Below are 20090 nucleotides of genomic sequence, written 5' to 3'. Positions count from 1 at the left end.
TTTGAGTTATTTAATGTAACCCCATAGGATCGACCTCACAAGCCAAGGGGTTATTGAATCGCTTCAAGCCCAGGGCATAGAAACAAGCTGATGAGGAAACGTCTGATGGCCGGCAAAACGCTCTACGACAAGCTCTGGGATTCGCATTTGGTCAAGCAGCGCGACGATGGTTCGGCGCTGATCTACATCGATCGTCACATCATTCACGAAGTGACCTCGCCGCAAGCCTTCGAAGGTCTGCGTCTGGCCGGGCGCAAGCCGTGGCGCATCGATGCCAACATCGCGACCCCGGACCACAACGTACCGACGACTCCAGAGCGCAAGGGCGGCATTGCAGCCATCGCTGACGAAGTCTCGCGTTTGCAGGTTCAGACCCTCGATGACAACTGTGACGAATATGGCATCGTCGAATTCAAGATGAATGATGTGCGTCAAGGCATCGTCCACGTTATCGGCCCGGAGCAGGGCGCAACCTTGCCGGGCATGACCGTGGTCTGCGGTGACTCCCATACCTCGACCCACGGCGCTTTCGGCGCTTTGGCTCACGGTATCGGCACTTCCGAGGTCGAGCACGTGCTCGCCACCCAGTGCCTGGTCGCCAAGAAAATGAAAAACATGCTGGTTTCCGTCGAAGGCACCTTGCCGTTCGGCGTGACCGCCAAGGACATCGTTCTGGCTGTCATCGGCAAGATCGGCACCGCTGGCGGTAACGGCCATGCAATCGAATTTGCCGGTAGCGCAATTCGTGAGTTGTCGGTCGAAGGCCGCATGACCATCTGCAACATGTCCATCGAAGCCGGTGCGCGTGTAGGTTTGGTCGCCGCCGACGAAAAGACTGTTGCCTACGTCAAGGGTCGTCCGTTCGCACCGAAAGGCGCGGAGTGGGATTTGGCTGTCGAAGCCTGGAAAGATCTGGTTTCCGATGCGGACGCGAAATTCGACACCATCGTTGAACTCGATGCTGCGCAAATCAAGCCGCAAGTCAGCTGGGGTACTTCCCCGGAAATGGTCCTCGCCGTCGATCAGCACGTGCCGGATCCGGCTAAAGAGATGGATCTGGTCAAGCGCGACTCCATCGTCCGCGCCTTGAAATACATGGGTTTGACCGCCAATCAGGCGATCACCGACATTCAGCTGGATCGCGTGTTCATTGGTTCTTGCACCAACTCGCGGATCGAAGATTTGCGCGCTGCTGCGGTGATCGCCAAGGGCCGTAAAGTGGCTTCGACCATCAAGCAAGCCATTGTGGTGCCGGGTTCGGGTCTGGTGAAGGCGCAGGCCGAGCTGGAAGGGCTGGACAAGATTTTCCTCGAAGCCGGTTTCGAATGGCGCGAGCCAGGGTGCTCGATGTGCCTGGCGATGAACCCGGACCGTTTGGAGTCCGGCGAGCATTGCGCATCGACCTCCAACCGTAACTTCGAAGGTCGTCAGGGCGCCGGTGGCCGTACGCATCTGGTGAGCCCGGCGATGGCCGCCGCCGCCGCTGTCAACGGTCGTTTCGTCGACGTCCGTGAATTGATCTAAAGGAGCGCAGCATGAAAGCTTTTACCCAGCACACTGGTCTTGTCGCGCCTTTGGATCGTGCCAACGTCGACACCGACCAGATCATTCCCAAGCAGTTCTTGAAGTCGATCAAACGCACCGGTTTCGGCCCGAACCTGTTCGATGAGTGGCGTTACCTGGACGTGGGTCAACCGTATCAGGACAACTCCAAGCGTCCGTTGAACAAGGATTTCGTGCTCAACGCCGAGCGTTATCAGGGCGCCAGCGTATTGCTCGCCCGAGAAAACTTCGGCTGCGGCTCCAGCCGTGAGCACGCGCCATGGGCCCTGGAAGAGTACGGCTTTCGCAGCATCATCGCGCCGAGCTACGCCGATATTTTCTTCAACAACAGCTTCAAGAACGGCTTGCTGCCGATCATCCTGAGCGACGCTGAAGTCGACGAGTTGTTTGCGCAAGTGGAAGCCAATCCTGGCTACCAGTTGCAGATCGACTTGCAGGCCCAGACCGTAACCCGTCCTGACGGCAAGGTCCTGAGCTTTGAAATCGACGCTTTCCGCAAACACTGCCTGCTCAACGGTCTGGACGATATCGGCCTGACCTTGCAGGACGGTGATGCGATTGCCACGTTCGAAGCCAAGCACCGCGCCAGCCAGCCATGGTTGTTCCGCGACGCGTGATTGATCCGAAATTGTTGTAGACAGTTCCGGCCTCTTCGCGAGCAAGCCCGCTCCCACAGGGGTTTTGTGAGCGACGGAAATCCAGTGTGGGAGCGGGCTTGCTCGCGAAGGCGGCAGCCCAGACAACACAAGACTCACCCCTTAAGGAAATCACCATGACCAGCACTGCCCAGCACAGCGACGTAGTACAAAAACAATTCGGTGAACAGGCCTCGGCCTATCTGAGCAGTGCCGTGCACGCCCAAGGCACCGAATTCGCACTGCTACAGGCCGAACTGGCAGGTCGCGGTGATGCGCGAGTGCTGGACCTGGGCTGCGGCGCCGGTCATGTGAGTTTTCATGTGGCTTCGCTGGTCAAGGAAGTAGTGGCCTACGACCTGTCGCAGCAGATGCTCGACGTGGTGGCAGGTGCTGCGGTTGATCGCGGTCTGAGCAACGTGACCACCGTACTCGGTGCGGCGGAACGCCTGCCATTCGCCGATGGTGAATTCGATTTCGTCTTCAGCCGTTATTCGGCGCACCATTGGAGCGATCTCGGGCAGGCTTTGCGCGAAGTGCGCCGAGTACTCAAGCCGGGTGGGGTGGCAGCGTTCATTGACGTCTTGTCGCCGGGCAGTCCGTTGTTCGACACTTACCTGCAAAGCGTTGAAGTGCTGCGCGACACCAGCCACGTGCGTGATTATTCCGCCGGCGAGTGGTTGCGTCAGGTCAGCGAGGCGGGGCTGCACACCCGTAGCACTACGCGCCAGCGGCTGCGTCTGGAGTACAACTCCTGGGTCGAACGCATGCGCACACCGCAAGCATTGCGCGTGGCGATCCGTGAGTTGCAGCAGGCGATGGGCAATGAAGTGCGCGAGTATTTCGAGATTGAAGCCGATGGTTCGTTCAGTACCGATGTACTGGTGCTGATGGCTGAACGATAAGCGCCGAACGCTAGAATTTTTCCGGGCGTGCCTTAGGGCGCGCCGACTGATGACATGAGGAACGCATGAGCAAGCAGATTCTGATTCTCCCAGGTGACGGTATTGGCCCGGAAATCATGACCGAAGCGGTCAAGGTGCTGGAGCTGGCCAACGACAAGTTCGCGCTGGATTTTGAACTGAGCCACGACGTCATAGGCGGCGCAGCCATCGACAAGCACGGTGTGCCGTTGGCCGACGAAACACTGGCTCGTGCTCGCGCTGCCGATGCGGTGCTGCTGGGTGCGGTAGGTGGTCCGAAATGGGACACCATCGAGCGAGACATTCGTCCAGAGCGCGGCTTGTTGAAGATTCGTGCGCAACTGGGTCTGTTCGGCAACCTGCGTCCTGCAATTCTGTATCCGCAACTGGCTGAAGCTTCGAGCCTGAAAGCGGAAATCGTCGCGGGTCTGGACATCCTGATCGTCCGTGAACTGACCGGCGGTATCTACTTCGGCGCGCCACGCGGCGTGCGCGAACTGGAAAATGGCGAGCGTCAGGCGTACGACACCCTGCCATACAGCGAAAGCGAAATCCGCCGTATCGCCCGTGTCGGTTTCGACATGGCGCGCGTACGTGGCAAGAAGCTGTGTTCGGTGGACAAGGCCAACGTTCTGGCTTCCAGTCAACTGTGGCGCGAAATCGTCGAGCAAGTGGCCAAGGATTACCCGGATGTCGAGCTGAGCCACATGTACGTCGACAACGCCGCCATGCAGCTGGTGCGTGCACCGAAGCAGTTCGACGTGATCGTCACCGACAACCTGTTCGGCGATATCCTGTCCGACGAAGCCTCGATGCTCACCGGTTCCATCGGCATGTTGCCGTCGGCCTCGCTGGATGCCAACAATAAAGGCATGTACGAGCCGTGCCACGGTTCGGCGCCGGACATCGCGGGCAAAGGCATCGCCAACCCGCTGGCGACGATTCTGTCGGTGTCGATGATGCTGCGTTACAGCTTCAATCAGGTTGCGGCCGCTGATGCCATCGAAAAGGCCGTCAGCCTGGTATTGGACCAAGGGCTGCGCACAGGTGACATCTGGTCGCCGGGTTGCGCGAAAGTGGGTACGCAGGAAATGGGCGACGCAGTAGTCGCAGCGCTGCGGAATCTGTAATCTCTCGGGTCCCGCTTGTCGCTGATGCCGGCAAGCGAGCCCACTTTTTGTAAAGGTGTAGTTGCGATGAAACGTGTAGGTCTGATCGGTTGGCGCGGTATGGTCGGTTCCGTGCTCATGCAGCGGATGCTGGAAGAGCAGGATTTCGATCTTATTGAGCCGGTGTTTTTCACCACTTCCAATGTGGGTGGCCAAGGCCCGTCCGTGGGTAAGGATATTGCTCCGCTCAAGGACGCTTACAGCATTGAAGAGCTGAAAACCCTCGACGTGATTCTGACCTGCCAGGGTGGCGACTACACCAGCGAAGTCTTCCCGAAACTGCGCGAAGCCGGTTGGCAGGGTTACTGGATCGACGCCGCTTCCAGCCTGCGTATGCAGGATGATGCGGTTATCGTTCTGGACCCGGTGAACCGCAAGGTTATCGACCAGCAACTCGACGCTGGCACCAAAAACTACATCGGCGGCAACTGCACCGTCAGCTTGATGCTGATGGGGCTGGGCGGTCTGTTTGAAGCCGGTCTGGTGGAGTGGATGAGCGCCATGACCTATCAGGCAGCCTCGGGTGCCGGCGCGCAGAACATGCGTGAACTGATCAAGCAAATGGGCGCGACCCACGCCGCTGTCGCTGATCAACTGGCTGATCCGGCCAGTGCGATCCTCGACATCGACCGTCGTGTTGCCGAAGCCATGCGCAGCGATGCCTACCCGACCGAAAACTTCGGCGTGCCATTGGCCGGTAGCCTGATCCCGTGGATCGACAAAGAGCTGCCGAACGGTCAGAGCCGTGAAGAGTGGAAGGCCCAGGCCGAGACCAACAAGATCCTTGGTCGCTTCAAGAGCCCGATCCCGGTGGACGGCATCTGCGTACGCATCGGCGCCATGCGTTGCCACAGCCAGGCGCTGACCATCAAGCTGAACAAAGACGTGCCGATCGCCGATATCGAAGGGCTGATCAGCCAGCACAACCCGTGGGTCAAACTGGTGCCGAACCAGCGCGAGATCAGCATGCAGGAGCTGAGCCCGACCAAGGTCACCGGCACCCTGAACGTACCGGTTGGCCGTCTGCGCAAGCTGAACATGGGGTCGCAGTTCGTCGGTGCTTTCACCGTCGGCGACCAACTGCTGTGGGGCGCGGCCGAACCGCTGCGTCGCATGCTGCGGATTCTGCTGGAACGTTGATCTGCTGATGCAATGAAACAACCCGCATCTCGAAAGAGCTGCGGGTTTTTTATTTGGGGCCGATCGGTTCCCGTAGCAGCTGCCGAAGGCTGCGTTCGAGGACGAAGTCCTCGCCAATGCGATCACGCGGATTACTCTGGCAGACCGTGCGCTTATAATTTACGACTGCTGCGCAGCCGAACGCAGGCTTCGCCAGCTGCTACGGATATCGTCTATCAATTGCCTGCGTTCAATGCGCCCGGTAAAGTGCCGCTCCCCCCGTTTCGCCTGAGGTAGATCCATGAGCCAGTCCTTTGATATCGCCGTTGTCGGCGCCACCGGTACTGTCGGCGAAACCCTCGTCCAGATTCTTGAAGAGCGCGACTTCCCGGTTGCCAATCTACACCTGCTGGCCAGCAGTGAATCGGCCGGGCATTCGGTGCCGTTTCGTGGCAAGAATGTACGGGTGCGGGAAGTCGACGAGTTTGATTTCAGCAAGGTGCAACTGGTGTTCTTCGCCGCCGGCCCGGCGGTCACCCTGAGCTTTGCGCCGCGTGCGACGGCCGCCGGTTGCGCGCTGATTGATTTGTCCGGCGCCTTGCCGGCCGCACAGGCACCGCAGGTGGTACCGGAAGCCAATGCTCAGGTGCTCGCCGGTTTGAAAAAGCCGTTTCAGGTGAGCAGCCCAAGTGCATCGGCCACGACCCTGGCCGTGGTGTTGGCGCCGTTGCGCGATTTGCTCGACTTGCAGCGAGTGACCCTCACCGCAAGCCTGGCCGTTTCCGCCCAAGGCCGCGAAGCGGTCACCGAGCTGGCCCGGCAAACGGCTGAACTGCTGAATGTTCGCCCGCTGGAGCCGCGTTTCTTTGATCGGCAAATGGCCTTCAACCTGCTGGCACAAGTCGGCACACCGGATGCTCAGGGCCATACGCTGCTGGAAAAGCGCCTGGTTCGAGAGCTGCGCGAGGTCATGGCGCAGCCTTTATTAAAGATTTCTGTCACTTGCGTTCAAGCCCCGGTGTTTTTCGGCGATAGCTTTAGCGTGACCTTGCAGTCAGCCAAGGCTGTCGACCTGGCGGCGGTGAATGCTGCGCTTGAGGCGGCGCCTGGTGTCGAGCTGGTCGAGGCGGGTGATTACCCGACGCCGGTAGGCGATGCGGTAGGGCAGGATGTGGTCTACGTTGGTCGGGTTCGCGGCGGTGTCGACGATCCGGCGGAACTTAATTTGTGGCTGACGTCAGATAACGTACGCAAAGGCGCTGCACTCAACGCGGTGCAGGTGGCTGAGTTGTTGATAAAAGACCTTGTGTAAAAGATACTTGGCAACAATTTGCAGAATGATTCCAGTCGAGCGTTATGCTTGGCCCGAATGCTGGAGGCGAGCCACCATCAGGGGCTTCCAAGGGCATAAGTGAAATAAGCGCGCGCAGGGACTCTTCGAGGCTGCGCGCAATGCCTTCCGGCAGCGGTATCAACACCTTCTCGCTTGCCGAGGAAAGTTCAACAAAGGATGAGGCTATGGTTCAAGTTCGCAAACTGGTGTTAGCAATAGCGGCCGCCTCAGCGCTGTCCTCCGGTATGGCGCATGCCCTCGGGCTTGGGGAATTGACCCTGAAGTCGACCCTGAACCAGCCTCTGGTGGCAGAAATCGAGCTGCTCGACGTCAAGGACCTCACCGCTGCCGAAGTGGTGCCGAGTCTGGCGTCGGCAGACGACTTCGCCAAGGCCGGGGTTGATCGTCAGGCGTTCCTCAATGACCTGACATTCACGCCAGTGCTCAATGCCAGTGGTAAAAGCATCCTGCGGGTGACTTCAAGTCGACCACTCTCCGAGCCTATGGTGAAATTCCTGGTTCAGGTGATGTGGCCAAACGGCCGACTGCTGCGCGACTACAGCGTGCTGCTCGATCCGTCCAAATTCTCGCCGCAGACGGCTAACGCTGCCGCGCAACCTGCGCCGTCTCAAGCGCCAGCAGTCAGCGCCCCCGTGACTGGCGCAAGCAAGCCTGCGCAGCACATCACCACGCCACGCGACACCTTGTGGGAAATCGCCGCGAAGGCGCGCAATGGCGGCTCGATCCAGCAAACCATGCTGGCGATTCAGGCACTGAACCCGGACGCCTTTATCGATGGCAACATCAACCGACTGAAAACCGGTCAGGTCTTGCGCCTGCCGGACGCCGCACAAAGCGCCAGCCTGCCGCAGCCTAAAGCTATTGCCGAAGTCGCCGCGCAGAACACTGCCTGGCGTCATGGGCGTCGCTCGGTTCATCGGGCGCAGGCGCAACAGCTCGACGCAACCAGGCACGGACGTGATGTTGTCGCGCCGCAAGGTAACGCCAAGGACAATCTGAGCCTGGTGTCGGCGGAGTCCGGCAAGAAAGGTGGCAAGGGCGCTGCCGGCGATAGCAAGGTCATCAGCAACAAGCTGGCGGTGACCCAGGAAAGCCTCGATACGACGCGTCGCGACAATGCCGAGCTGAAAAGCCGCATGACTGACTTGCAGAGTCAGCTGGACAAGCTCCAACGCTTGATCGAGCTGAAGAATAATCAACTGGCCAAGATGCAGGCAGAAGGCGCGGGGGCAGGTGCTGCTGCTCAACCTTCGGCGGCGATGTCGGTCGATCTGGTCGCCCAGCCTGCTGCGGCGCCAGCAACGCCCGCGGTAGTGCCAGACGCAACGCCGGCTGCAGTGCCAGCCGAGGCGCCGGTTCAGGCAGCCCCAGCGGCGAGTGACGAGCAAAAGTACAACGAACTGCTGACCAATCCGGTGTTGTTGGGGCTGGTGGGCGGTGGTGCTGTAGTGCTGTTGTTGCTTCTGCTGTTGCTGGCGCGTCGTCGCAAGGCTCAACAGGAAGCCGAGAAGCACAAGCGCATGGCGAAGGCCTTGGCTGAAGAGTCGGACTTGACTGAAGACCTCGATCTGCCGGAAAGCAGCTTTGAAGGCCTTGAAGTGCCGCCGCCAGTCGTCAAGCTTGCAACGCCTCCAGCTCCAGTCGTGGCGCCAGTGGTGGTGACGCCACCGATTGCTGCGCCATTGATAGCGCCTGCGGCCGAGCGCTCGGACGATGTTCTGGTGCAAGCCCAGTCGCACATCAGTGCAGGGCGTCTGAATCAGGCAGCCAGCCTGCTTGAGGACGGTATCAAGCAAGAGCCGCAACGCAGCGACCTGCGCTTGAAGCTGATGGAAGTCTACGGCCAGCAGGGCGATCGCAGTGCGTTCGTGGCGCAAGAGCGTCAGCTGGTTGCCAATGGCAAAAATCATGCTGACGTCGAGCAGCTGAAAAGCCGCTTCCCGGCAATGGTAGCCGTGGCAGCCGTTGGTGGTATCGCCGCCGCCGCGGTTGCCGCCGAACTGGATGCGCAGTACGTCAAGGACCTGCTGCACGAGGAGCCTAAGGCACCTGAAGCTGCACCAGCCCCGGCACCTGCCGATGATGACTTCGACAGCGCCTTCGACCTGAGTCTGGATGATCTGGAAGCTGCATCGCCGGCGGTAGTCGCTCCAGAGCCCGCGCTGGAACTGGACGCTTTCCCGCTCGACGACGATCTGAGCTTCGAATCCGTTTTGCAACAGCAGGCCGAAGCCAAGGACAGCCTGGATGACCTGTCGGATTTCGACCTTGATCTGGGTGGCGATGTGCCGGATTCGATCCTGGCTGACGACGAGTTTCTGCTTAACCTCGACGACGATCTGAAAGATCTGCCAGCGGCCGAGTCGCCTGCGGTTACAGAAGCGGCGCTTGATGATCTGGAGTTGCCGGCTGATTTCGACCTGTCCCTGGAGGATGAAATCGATACTCAAGCCAAGCCTGAGCCGGATGACTTCATGTCCGAGCTGGATGACGTCAATGCTGAGCTGGATCGTTTGTCCGGTAGCCTGGAACATCCGGCCATTGCCGAGCCAAGCTTCACTGCTGAAGATGCTGCGGTAGGGATGGATGAACCTGAATTTGATTTTCTTTCGGGTACTGACGAAGTCGCGACCAAGCTGGATCTGGCGCAGGCGTACATCGATATGGGCGACAACGATGGCGCGCGGGACATCCTCGGTGAAGTAATCAGTGAAGGTAATGACGGTCAGAAAAGCGAAGCCAAGGAAATGTTGGCGCGTATAGCTTGAGTGATCGATAAGCTGTAAACAAAACGGCAGCCCATTGAGGCTGCCGTTTTGTTTTGGCGGTGATGTGATGCGATCTTTTGATCTTAAGCCAGCAAATCCTCGTAAAACGCGCCAAATGTCCGGGTAGGGTGGGCCAGCTGGATTTCCAGAATCCACAGTCCGACATTCGGGCAGGCTTCGAAATTGCCCAGGTCGCCGGCGCGATAGATCGCATGGGGGAAGTCGCTGACCCTGTGGCCCTTGATGTCCAGATTCAACACCCAACCCATCGCGGCCGCCTGTTCTTCTGCGTAGCGATACAGCTCTGGGCCGGCGACCTGATGGGTTCGCCAATAGTCTTGAACCTGGTCAAACAGGGTTTTTGCGGCCGCTGCGCAGGCGATCATTTCAGGGTCGTTGCCAGTGGTGAATGTGGCGCCGGAGTCACCCTCGTGGCGATCCCACACGACGCCGAGGTCAATGAAGTAAATATCGTTTTCGCCCAGCACCGGATCGCCACTGGAGGGCTGCTTGAAGGTTTTCAAGGTGTTTTCGCCGAAGCGGATTTTGGTCGGGTGCCAAATGCGGTCCATGCCCAGTTCGGTCAGTACTTCAAGCCCCATCAGCAGGGCTTCGGACTCCAGCATGCCGGGTTTGATCCGGCGGGCCATTTCATCGATAGCTTCCCACGTCTTGCGTTTGGCGTGGAGCATTCCCTCCAGGCTGTAGGCCAAGCCAACGGCTTCCTTTTGTATGGCGCTCATTGATCAGTTCTCATCGGGTGGTCGATCTTCGTTATGTATTTATCTATATAGCGAAACAGCGAAGGCTGTTGCAAATACTCATTGGTTTGCCAGGGCGCGAACAAAAAACACCGTGAACATGGCGTCCCGCCCCGACGGCCTTATAATGCCCGCCTTTGCGTACATCAGCAGGCTGTCACTCCTTGGCAAATATAGATAACCCGGCCGCCGAAATGGCGGCCGACGGCTTTTTCCGGATCGCGTTGGGCGTTGAATACAAAGGCTCGCGCTATCGCGGCTGGCAGCGTCAGGCGTCCGGTGTGGCTACCGTGCAGCAAACCCTTGAAACGGCTCTGTCAAAGGTCGCGGATTCGCCGGTGTCCCTGCACTGCGCGGGTCGCACCGACGCCGGCGTGCACGCTTGTGGCCAGGTGGTGCATTTCGATACTCAAGTCGACCGCTCGTTGAAAGCCTGGGTCATGGGCGCCAATATCAACTTGCCCCACGACATCAGTGTCAGTTGGGCCAAGGTCATGCCGGCGCATTTTCATGCGCGCTTCAAGGCGATTGCCCGTCGTTATCGGTATGTGATCTACAACGATCAGATCCGTCCGGCGCACCTCAACGAAGAGGTCACCTGGAATCATCGGCCACTGGATGTCCAGCGCATGGCCGAGGCGGCGCAGCATCTGGTCGGCACCCACGATTTCAGCGCCTTCCGTGCCGGTCAGTGTCAGGCCAAGTCGCCGATCAAGGAAATCCATCACCTGCGAGTCACCCAGCACGGCAAGATGATCGTGCTGGATATCCGCGCCAGCGCGTTCCTGCACCACATGGTGCGCAATATCGCCGGCGTGCTGATGACCATCGGCGCTGGCGAGCGTCCGGTGGAGTGGGTTCGGGAAGTGCTGGAAAGCCGGATTCGCCGTACTGGTGGTGTCACGGCCCATCCATTCGGGCTGTATCTGGTGCAGGTCGAGTATCGCGATGAGTTCCAATTGCCCGAGCGTTACATTGGTCCGCATTTCCTGACCGGTTTCTCGGAACTTGACGGCTGACGCCCTCGAATGCATTTGCTACCATCCGGGACTTCCCCGGATTTGCCCTGAGGTTTAAACGACATGTCAGCCGTTCGCAGCAAAATTTGTGGGATTACCCGCATTGAAGATGCGTTGGCGGCGGTCGATGCCGGGGCAGACGCGATTGGTTTTGTGTTCTATGCCAAAAGCCCACGGGCGGTGACGGTGCAGCAGGCCCGGGCGATCATCGCCGCGTTGCCGCCATTCGTGACCACGGTGGGTTTGTTCGTCAACGCCAGCCGCTGCGAGCTGGGTGAGATTCTCGATGCGGTGCCGCTGGATCTGTTGCAGTTTCACGGCGACGAGACCCCGGCCGATTGCGAGGGTTACCATCGGCCGTACATCAAGGCGTTGCGGGTCAAGGCGGGCGACGACATTGCTGCCAGCTGCGATGCCTACGCTAAAGCCAGCGGCATTTTGCTCGATACCTATGTTGAAGGTGTTCCCGGCGGAACCGGCGAGGCCTTTGACTGGTCATTGATACCGCAAGGATTGAGCAAACCGATCATCCTCGCAGGTGGGTTGTCGGCGGCCAATGTGGCCGAGGCCATTGCCCGGGTTCACCCTTACGCGGTGGACGTCAGCGGTGGGGTAGAGCAGAGCAAGGGCATCAAGGATCACGCGAAGATTCGCGCATTTATCAAGGCTGTACGCAGTAGCTCGATGTGACGGCTGGCAGACTGCCGCCGTCCACTGCACTGTACAAACAGGTGTACTGCATAAGGCAGGTATGGCTGAGGGTTTTTGGGTTGTACGAAGGTCAGTCCTGCTGACCCGGCCATCCACCGATCATCGCCGCACACATGAATTTAGCTCAAGGGCATACGCGGGGCTGCGAACCAAAGCGTTCGGGCCGCCGGTACTGGAGAAAGAAAGCATGAGCAACTGGTTAGTAGACAAACTGATCCCTTCGATCATGCGTTCCGAGGTGAAGAAAAGCTCGGTGCCTGAAGGTCTGTGGCACAAGTGCCCATCCTGCGAGGCGGTGCTGTATCGTCCGGAGCTGGAAAAGACCCTGGATGTTTGCCCCAAGTGCAATCACCACATGCGCATCGGCGCACGTGCGCGGATTGACATCTTCCTTGATGCCGAAGGTCGTGCCGAACTGGGGGCTGACCTGGAGCCGGTTGACCGTCTGAAATTCCGTGACGGCAAGAAGTACAAGGACCGTCTGACCGCTGCACAGAAGCAGACCGGTGAAAAAGACGCGCTGATCTCCATGAGCGGTACCCTGCTGGGCATGCCGGTGGTGGTGTCGGCGTTCGAATTCTCCTTCATGGGCGGTTCGATGGGCGCGATCGTCGGCGAGCGCTTCGTGCGTGCGGCCAACTACGCGCTGGAAAATCGTTGCCCGATGATCTGCTTCGCCGCTTCCGGCGGTGCGCGGATGCAGGAAGCGCTGATCTCGCTGATGCAAATGGCCAAGACCTCGGCGGTACTGGCGCGTCTGCGCGAAGAAGGCATTCCGTTCATTTCCGTGCTGACCGATCCGGTCTACGGCGGTGTTTCCGCCAGTCTGGCGATGCTCGGCGACGTCATCGTCGGTGAGCCGAAAGCCCTGATCGGCTTTGCCGGTCCGCGCGTTATCGAGCAGACCGTGCGTGAAAAACTGCCGGAAGGCTTCCAGCGCAGCGAGTTCCTGCTGGAGCACGGCGCCATCGACATGATCATTGCCCGTCAGGAACTGCGTCCACGCCTGGGTAATCTGCTGGCACAACTGATGGGCTTGCCGACGCCTGAGTTCGTGGCCGCGCCAGTCGAGCCAGTCGTGGTTCCGCCGGTGCCTGCAAACCTATGACCGAACGTACCCTTGGCGACTGGCTCGCCTACCTTGAGCAGTTGCATCCGTCAGCCATCGACATGGGGCTTGCGCGCTCGCAAGAGGTAGCGTCCCGGATGGGATTGGGCAAGCCGGCACCTCGGGTGATCACGGTCACCGGCACCAACGGCAAGGGTTCTACCTGTGCGTTCGTGGCTTCATTGCTGCGGGCGCAAGGGCTTGCGGTCGGTGTCTACAATTCTCCGCACCTGCTGCGTTACAACGAGCGGGTGCAGGTCAATGGTGTTGAAGCCACTGATGCCGAGTTGTGCGAAGCCTTTATCGCGCTCGAAGCCGGTCGCGGTGAAATTTCCCTGACGTATTTCGAGATGGGCACCCTGGCGGCGTTCTGGCTGTTTCAGCGTGCAGGTCTTGATGCGGTGGTGCTGGAAGTCGGCCTCGGCGGACGTCTGGATACCGTCAATCTGGTGGATGCCGACGTCGCGCTGGTCACCAGTATTGGCGTTGATCACGCAGATTACCTCGGCAATACCCGCGAATCCGTCGCCTTCGAAAAGGCCGGCATTTTCCGTCAGGGCGCGCCTGCGCTCTGCGGTGATCTCAATCCGCCTCAACCCCTGCTGGATAAAGTGCGCGAGCTCAATTGCCCGTTCTTCCTGCGTGGTCGTGATTTTGATTTGGGCGTCACCGAGCAGAACTGGCAGTGGCGGGGCGTCGATGCCCAGGGGCGTGCGATTGAGCTGCACGATTTGCCGCTGCTCGATCTGCCGATGGAAAACGCCGCGCTGGCGTTGCAGGCTTATGCGCTGTTGGGTTTGCCATGGCAGGCCGAGCAGATTGTCGCGGCATTGAAAGCAACATCAGTGGTTGGACGTTTGGATCGCCGCCAGTTCAACTGGCACGGCAAGCGTCTGAACCTGATGCTGGATGTGGGGCATAACCCGCATGCGGCCGAGTACCTGGCTCAGCGTTTGGCTCGCCGGCCGGTGGCGGGTCGACGTTTGGCGGTATTTGGTTTGTTGGCTGACAAGGATCTCGATGGAGTTGTCGGCGAATTGAGTGGTAGTGTCCAGCATTGGGCTGTCGCCCCGCTCGATTCTGTGCGCGCACGTCCGGTAGCGGATTTGCAGGTTGCGTTGCAGAACCTTGGGGCGTCGGTTACATCCTATGCAAGTGTCGCGGATGCCCTGGAAGGGCAGTGCGCGCTGGCAACGGCGGAAGATGAAATTCTGCTGTTCGGATCATTTTATTGTGTTGCCGAGGCCCTCGAATGGTTGGCTCGGCGCTCCACGGAGGAAGCTGCACATGGCTTTGCTGGATAACGCGTACAAGCAGCGGATGGTTGGGGCTCTGGTTCTGGTGGCATTGGCGGTGATTTTCTTGCCGATGCTGTTTTCCCGGGAAGATGAGCAGCGTCAGGTGGTGGTTCAGGCCCCGGCTGCACCTCAGGCCGCGGCAATGCCAAAAGTACAGGTCGAGCCCGTGGTGGTGCCGGAGCCGCAAGCGCTGCCTCAGGAGCCGGTTCCAACCGATGAAGAGATTGCTGCGCAGCAAGCGCCGTCCAAGCCGGTTGCTCCTGGCGCTCCCATCGCGCCGGCCCCGGTTGTCGCCAAGCCGGTAACGCCGCCTGCGCCCAAGCCGGCACCTGCTCCCACGCAACCGATCGCTGCGGCGCCGAGCAAGCCTGACACCAACCAGAGTCGTGTCGACGCCAATGGCCTGTCGGTCAGTTGGTCGGTGCAGTTGGCCAGCCTGTCGAGCCGTGAAAGCGCTGAAAGCTTGCAGAAAACCCTGCGTAGCCAAGGGTACAACGCCTATATCCGTACTGCCGATGGCAAGAATCGGGTGTTTGTCGGGCCGTTGATCGAGCGTGCAGAAGCCGATCGCCTGCGTGACCTGCTGGGTCGTCAGCAGAACCTCAAGGGCTTTGTCGTTCGCTTCCAGCCTGAGCGCGGCTGACGCTAACTGACTGATTTCAAATGCACTCGCAATCGCAGCTTACCGACAGCCATGGGCTCTGCTAAAATGCGCCGCCTTATCCGTCTGTAGGCTGCACTGTGCCATTTACCTGGGTTGATTGGGCGATCGTTGCAATCGTCGCCATCTCCGCATTGATCAGTCTGAGCCGCGGCTTCGTTAAAGAAGCACTATCGCTGCTGACCTGGATCATCGCAGGAGCTGTTGCCTGGATGTTCGGCGGCTCACTGTCCGAGTACCTCGCCGGATACATCGAAACACCGTCGGCTCGCGTGATCGCGGGCTGTGCCATCATGTTTGTCGCCACCTTAATGGTAGGCGCAATGATCAATTATCTTATCAGCGAACTGGTTCGTGTCACCGGCCTGTCCGGGACCGATCGTTTTCTCGGCATGGCCTTCGGCGCGGCGCGTGGCGCGCTGCTGGTGGTCACCGCCGTCGGGCTCTTGAGTCTGGGCCCGGTACAGCAGGATAAGTGGTGGCAGGAGTCAAGGCTCGTGCCACAATTTCTATTGGTTGCAGACTGGTCCAAAAACCTCATATTAGGGTGGAGTAGTCAGTGGCTGGCCAGCGGTATCAGCGTACCCGCTGACATACCGTTCAAGGAGCACCTCTTGCCGACGGCCAAAACGCCGCAGTGAGATGTGTTCAGTTCAGTTTCATTAAGTAGGGGTTGCGTCGCATGTGTGGCATCGTCGGTATCGTCGGTAAGTCGAACGTCAATCAGGCGCTGTATGACGCGCTAACCGTCCTCCAGCACCGCGGCCAGGACGCTGCCGGTATCGTGACCAGCCATGATGGCCGGTTATTCCTGCGCAAGGACAACGGCCTGGTTCGTGACGTGTTTCATCAGCGTCACATGCAGCGTCTGGTCGGTCACATGGGTATTGGCCATGTGCGTTATCCGACTGCAGGCAGCTCGACTTCGGCCGAAGCTCAACCGTTTTACGTCAACTCGCCATATGGCATCACCCTGGCGCACAACGGTAACCTGACCAATGTTGAACAGTTGGCCAAGGAGATTTACGAATCCGACCTGCGCCACGTCAACACCAACTCCGATTCGGAAGTGCTGCTCAACGTGTTCGCTCACGAACTGGCCCAGCGCGGCAAGTTGCAGCCAACCGAAGAAGACGTGTTTGCGGCCGTCACCGACGTGCACAACCGTTGCGTGGGTGGTTATGCGGTCGTGGCAATGGTGACCGGTTACGGCATCGTCGGTTTCCGTGACCCGCACGGTATTCGTCCGATCGTCTTCGGTCAGCGTCATACCGACGAAGGCGTCGAGTACATGATCGCCTCCGAAAGCGTTTCCCTGGACGTGCTCGGTTTCACCCTGATTCGCGACCTGGCACCGGGCGAAGCGGTCTACATCACTGAAGACGGCAAGCTGCACACCCGTCAGTGCGCGACCAACCCATCGCTGACTCCGTGCATCTTCGAACACGTCTACCTGGCGCGTCCGGACTCGATCATCGACGGCGTTTCGGTCTACAAGGCTCGCCTGCGCATGGGTGAGAAACTCGCCGAGAAGATCCTGCGCGAGCGTCCAGAGCACGACATCGACGTGGTCATCCCGATTCCGGACACCAGCCGTACTGCAGCGCTGGAGCTGGCGAACCATCTGGGTGTCAAGTTCCGCGAAGGCTTCGTGAAGAACCGCTATATCGGCCGGACCTTCATCATGCCGGGCCAGGCTGCACGGAAAAAGTCCGTACGCCAGAAGCTCAACGCCATCGAGCTGGAATTCCGCGGCAAAAACGTGATGCTGGTGGACGACTCCATCGTGCGCGGCACCACCTGCAAGCAGATCATTCAGATGGCCCGCGAAGCCGGCGCCAAAAACGTCTACTTCTGCTCGGCAGCTCCAGCCGTGCGTTACCCTAACGTCTACGGCATCGACATGCCGAGCGCTCATGAGCTGATCGCCCACAACCGTTCGACCCAGGACGTAGCTGATTTGATCGGCGCTGATTGGCTCATCTATCAGGACCTGCCTGACTTGATCGAAGCGGTCGGTGGCGGCAAGATCAAGATCGAGAACTTCGACTGCGCAGTGTTCGACGGCAAGTACGTCACCGGCGACATTGACGAGGCTTACCTGAACAAGATCGAGCAGGCGCGCAACGATGCCTCCAAGGTCAAGACGCAGGCAGTCAGTGCGATCATCGATCTGTACAACAACTGAGTTTCTACCGGCCCTGAGGGGCCGGTTTTGTATCTATCAAAGAATTTGTATCTATCAAGCACGGGGCAAGGAGTGACAGCATGAGTCAGGATTGGGATGCCGGTCGGCTGGACAGCGACCTCGATGGCGTAGCGTTCGATACCCTGGCCGTACGCGCCGGTCAGCACCGCACGCCGGAAGGCGAACACGGTGATCCGATGTTCTTCACTTCAAGCTACGTGTTCCGTACCGCTGCCGATGCGGCGGCGCGCTTCGCTGGCGAAGTGCCGGGCAACGTTTACTCGCGTTACACCAACCCAACCGTTCGCTCGTTCGAAGAGCGTATTGCCGCCCTCGAAGGTGCTGAGCAGGCAGTGGCGACGGCCACTGGCATGGCGGCGATTCTCGCGGTGGTGATGAGTCTGTGCAGTGCTGGCGATCATGTGCTGGTGTCGCGTAGCGTGTTCGGTTCGACCATCAGCCTGTTCGAAAAGTACTTCAAGCGTTTTGGTATAGAAGTCGACTACGTGCCTCTGGCGGAGCTGTCCGGCTGGGACGCGGCGATCAAGGCCAACACCAAATTGCTGTTTGTCGAGTCGCCTTCCAACCCTTTGGCCGAGCTGGTGGACATCGCTGCGTTGTCCAAAATCGCTCACGCCAAAGGCGCGATGCTGGTAGTCGACAACTGTTTCTGCACGCCTGCCTTGCAGCAGCCGCTGAAGCTCGGTGCGGACGTGGTCGTGCATTCTGCTACCAAGTTCATCGACGGCCAGGGCCGTTGCATGGGCGGCGTAGTGGCCGGTCGCAGCGAGCAGATGAAAGAAATCGTTGGCTTCCTGCGCACTGCCGGGCCGACCTTGAGTCCGTTCAACGCCTGGATCTTCCTCAAGGGCCTGGAAACGTTGAGCCTGCGCATGAAGGCGCACTGCGCCAATGCCCAGCAGTTGGCCGAGTGGCTGGAGCAGCAGGACGGTATTGAGAAAGTCCATTACGCCGGTCTCAAGAGCCATCCGCAGCATGAGTTGGCTCAGCGTCAGCAGAAGGGTTTTGGTGCAGTGGTGAGTTTCGAGGTCAAGGGTGGTAAAGAGGGCGCCTGGCGCTTTATCGATGCCACGCGTTTGATTTCGATCACCGCCAACCTCGGTGACAGCAAGACCACTATTACCCATCCGAGCACCACCTCTCACGGTCGCCTGGCGCCGCAAGAACGTGAGGCGGCCGGGATCCGTGACAGCTTGATCCGCATTGCGGTCGGCCTGGAAGATGTGGCTGACCTGCAGGCGGATCTGGCGCGCGGGCTGGCTGCCTTGTGATCGAGTTGTCCACGCCTGCAAGTGGCATTAATGGCCGGGTTGCACTGGTCACTGGTGCCGCGCGTGGCATTGGCCTGGGGATTGCCGCCTGGCTGATCAGTGAGGGCTGGCAGGTGGTGCTGACCGATCTTGATCGGGTGCGCGGCTCAAAGGTTGCCAGGGTGCTGGGTGAAAACGCCTGGTTCATCACCATGGACGTGGCCGACGAGCAGCAAGTGGCTCAAGGTGTTGCCGAGGTGCTTGGGCAATTCGGTCGTATCGATGCGCTGGTGTGTAATGCGGCGGTCGCTGATCCGCACAACATCACCCTGGAAAGTCTCGATCTGACTTACTGGAATCGTGTGTTGGCGGTGAACCTTAGTGGGCCCATGTTACTGGCCAAGCACTGCGCGCCTTATTTGCGTGCTCACAGCGGGGCGATCGTCAATCTGGTCTCAACCCGAGCCGCGCAGTCGGAGCCGGATACTGAGGCTTACGCGGCGAGCAAAGGTGGCTTGCTGGCATTGACTCATGCTTTGGCCATCAGTCTGGGACCGGAAATTCGGGTCAATGCGGTCAGCCCCGGCTGGATTGATGCGCGTGATCCAGTGGCGCGGCGTGCCGAACCGTTGAGCGACGCTGATCATGCCCAGCATCCGGCGGGCCGGGTAGGGACGGTCGAGGACGTGGCGGCGATGGTGGCCTGGCTGCTGTCAAAGAATGCCGGGTTTGTCACGGGCCAGGAGTTTGTGGTCGACGGTGGCATGACCAAGAAAATGGTCTACCAGCAGTGAAAGGCAGCTTTAAGCTACAAGCGGCAAGTAAAAGCGGATCAGTGTTGTGCCTGTCTGCGCGTAACTGCTTTTGCTTGCTGCTTCAAGCTTGCCACTAAAAACTGTTTTTGAAAAAACTCTAACGCTGCTATTGACTTAGCTTCGGTATCTGCGTAAATTTCGCGGCCTCAGAGATGCAAAGGGTGATTAGCTCAGCTGGGAGAGCGTCTGCCTTACAAGCAGAATGTCGGCGGTTCGATCCCGTCATCACCCACCACTTTGAGAGTCTTGCGAAAGCAGGAAGGAAGCTGTAAAAAGCCTCCACCGACGCGCAGCGGTAGTTCAGTCGGTTAGAATACCGGCCTGTCACGCCGGGGGTCGCGGGTTCGAGTCCCGTCCGCTGCGCCATATTTTCCAGATCGGGTTTTCCCGGTTTGAGATTGAAAAGCTTACAAGCTCTTCAGTCCGACAAAGGTTCACACAGACGCAAGTCTGAGCGATACGCAGCGGTAGTTCAGTCGGTTAGAATACCGGCCTGTCACGCCGGGGGTCGCGGGTTCGAGTCCCGTCCGCTGCGCCATATCTGCCTCAAGGCCCACTGAACGCCTTGAAGCTACGAAGAAAGCCACTGGCTACTTCGAGTCGATAGCAAAGACCCTGGTCGAAAGACCGGGGTTTTTTGTTTCTGGATTTCGGAATCCGAATTTTGGCTCCCACCATGTCAAGGTGGTGCTCAATTGCTCTTCCACAAAAAACCGCCTGAACAGGC

Annotated in this window: 17 protein-coding genes and 3 tRNA genes; 19 read left to right on the top strand and 1 reads right to left on the bottom strand. The window is 59.3% G+C overall.

Going from position 1 to position 20090, the window contains the following annotated elements; all coding sequences use genetic code 11:
* Positions 1-105: 105 nt before the first annotated feature.
* The 7 genes from leuC to ACIPIN_RS13215 all read left to right on the top strand — a co-directional run bounded on the left by leuC (position 106) and on the right by ACIPIN_RS13215 (position 9531).
* On the top strand, positions 106-1524 hold the full coding sequence (gene leuC / locus ACIPIN_RS13245; RefSeq protein ID WP_401119400.1) for a 3-isopropylmalate dehydratase large subunit: 1419 nt from the start codon (positions 106-108) through the stop codon (positions 1522-1524).
* Positions 1525-1535: 11 nt separating this feature from the next.
* Complete coding sequence (gene leuD / locus ACIPIN_RS13240) at positions 1536-2180, top strand: 3-isopropylmalate dehydratase small subunit (RefSeq protein ID WP_071550854.1); 645 nt, start codon at positions 1536-1538, stop codon at positions 2178-2180.
* 155 nt (positions 2181-2335) lie between these two features.
* On the top strand, positions 2336-3103 hold the full coding sequence (locus tag ACIPIN_RS13235) for a class I SAM-dependent methyltransferase (protein ID WP_401119240.1): 768 nt from the start codon (positions 2336-2338) through the stop codon (positions 3101-3103).
* Positions 3104-3168: 65 nt separating this feature from the next.
* Positions 3169-4251, top strand: coding sequence for a 3-isopropylmalate dehydrogenase (gene leuB / locus ACIPIN_RS13230; RefSeq protein ID WP_401119237.1), 1083 nt, complete (start codon positions 3169-3171; stop codon positions 4249-4251).
* A gap of 66 nt (positions 4252-4317) precedes the next feature.
* A complete protein-coding gene (gene asd / locus ACIPIN_RS13225) occupies positions 4318-5430 on the top strand; it encodes an aspartate-semialdehyde dehydrogenase (RefSeq protein ID WP_123425727.1) in 1113 nt (370 codons plus the stop codon).
* A 280-nt stretch (positions 5431-5710) separates the two neighbouring features.
* A complete protein-coding gene (locus ACIPIN_RS13220) occupies positions 5711-6721 on the top strand; it encodes an aspartate-semialdehyde dehydrogenase (protein WP_401119234.1) in 1011 nt (336 codons plus the stop codon).
* Positions 6722-6927: 206 nt separating this feature from the next.
* Positions 6928-9531: a FimV/HubP family polar landmark protein gene (locus tag ACIPIN_RS13215; RefSeq protein ID WP_401119232.1), complete on the top strand. Its 2604-nt coding sequence runs from the start codon at positions 6928-6930 to the stop codon at positions 9529-9531.
* An 83-nt stretch (positions 9532-9614) separates the two neighbouring features.
* Here ACIPIN_RS13215 and ACIPIN_RS13210 read toward each other — a convergent pair whose 3' ends face one another.
* Positions 9615-10274, bottom strand: a complete 660-nt coding sequence (locus tag ACIPIN_RS13210) for a M24 family metallopeptidase (protein WP_401119230.1) — start codon at positions 10272-10274, stop codon at positions 9615-9617.
* A gap of 212 nt (positions 10275-10486) precedes the next feature.
* On the opposite strand from ACIPIN_RS13210, the gene truA reads away from it, so the two are divergent.
* The 12 genes from truA to ACIPIN_RS13150 all read left to right on the top strand — a co-directional run bounded on the left by truA (position 10487) and on the right by ACIPIN_RS13150 (position 19901).
* Positions 10487-11311: a tRNA pseudouridine(38-40) synthase TruA gene (gene truA, locus ACIPIN_RS13205; protein ID WP_401119399.1), complete on the top strand. Its 825-nt coding sequence runs from the start codon at positions 10487-10489 to the stop codon at positions 11309-11311.
* A gap of 63 nt (positions 11312-11374) precedes the next feature.
* The gene (locus ACIPIN_RS13200) at positions 11375-12001 is read left to right on the top strand and encodes a phosphoribosylanthranilate isomerase (protein WP_401119228.1); all 627 of its coding nucleotides are present in this window, start codon (positions 11375-11377) and stop codon (positions 11999-12001) included.
* Between the two features lie 208 nt (positions 12002-12209).
* Positions 12210-13130: an acetyl-CoA carboxylase, carboxyltransferase subunit beta gene (gene accD, locus ACIPIN_RS13195; protein WP_401119225.1), complete on the top strand. Its 921-nt coding sequence runs from the start codon at positions 12210-12212 to the stop codon at positions 13128-13130.
* Positions 13127-14434: a bifunctional tetrahydrofolate synthase/dihydrofolate synthase gene (gene folC / locus ACIPIN_RS13190; protein WP_401119223.1), complete on the top strand. Its 1308-nt coding sequence runs from the start codon at positions 13127-13129 to the stop codon at positions 14432-14434. Before accD ends, folC begins: the two co-directional genes overlap by 4 nt.
* Entirely contained in the window at positions 14418-15071 is a 654-nt protein-coding gene (locus tag ACIPIN_RS13185; protein WP_401119220.1) for an SPOR domain-containing protein, read from the top strand. The genes folC and ACIPIN_RS13185 overlap by 17 nt, the downstream gene beginning before the upstream one ends.
* A 98-nt stretch (positions 15072-15169) precedes the next feature.
* Positions 15170-15730, top strand: coding sequence for a CvpA family protein (locus ACIPIN_RS13180; RefSeq protein WP_123425737.1), 561 nt, complete (start codon positions 15170-15172; stop codon positions 15728-15730).
* Between the two features lie 41 nt (positions 15731-15771).
* Complete coding sequence (purF, locus tag ACIPIN_RS13175) at positions 15772-17277, top strand: amidophosphoribosyltransferase (protein WP_401119217.1); 1506 nt, start codon at positions 15772-15774, stop codon at positions 17275-17277.
* An 80-nt stretch (positions 17278-17357) separates the two neighbouring features.
* A complete protein-coding gene (locus tag ACIPIN_RS13170) occupies positions 17358-18569 on the top strand; it encodes an O-succinylhomoserine sulfhydrylase (RefSeq protein WP_401119214.1) in 1212 nt (403 codons plus the stop codon).
* Complete coding sequence (locus ACIPIN_RS13165; RefSeq protein ID WP_401119212.1) at positions 18566-19342, top strand: SDR family oxidoreductase; 777 nt, start codon at positions 18566-18568, stop codon at positions 19340-19342. The genes ACIPIN_RS13170 and ACIPIN_RS13165 overlap by 4 nt, the downstream gene beginning before the upstream one ends.
* A gap of 180 nt (positions 19343-19522) precedes the next feature.
* Positions 19523-19598, top strand: a tRNA-Val gene (locus ACIPIN_RS13160).
* Positions 19599-19652: 54 nt separating this feature from the next.
* Positions 19653-19729, top strand: a tRNA-Asp gene (locus ACIPIN_RS13155).
* A gap of 95 nt (positions 19730-19824) precedes the next feature.
* Positions 19825-19901: transfer RNA gene (locus ACIPIN_RS13150), tRNA-Asp, on the top strand.
* The last annotated feature ends 189 nt before the right edge of the window (positions 19902-20090 follow it).

Origin of the sequence: Pseudomonas sp. NPDC087697 (assembly GCF_044743155.1) — a bacterium.
GTDB lineage: Bacteria > Pseudomonadota > Gammaproteobacteria > Pseudomonadales > Pseudomonadaceae > Aquipseudomonas.
The sequence above is the reverse complement of the archived record's forward strand: the minus strand, read 5'-3'. Positions and strand labels throughout refer to the sequence as shown.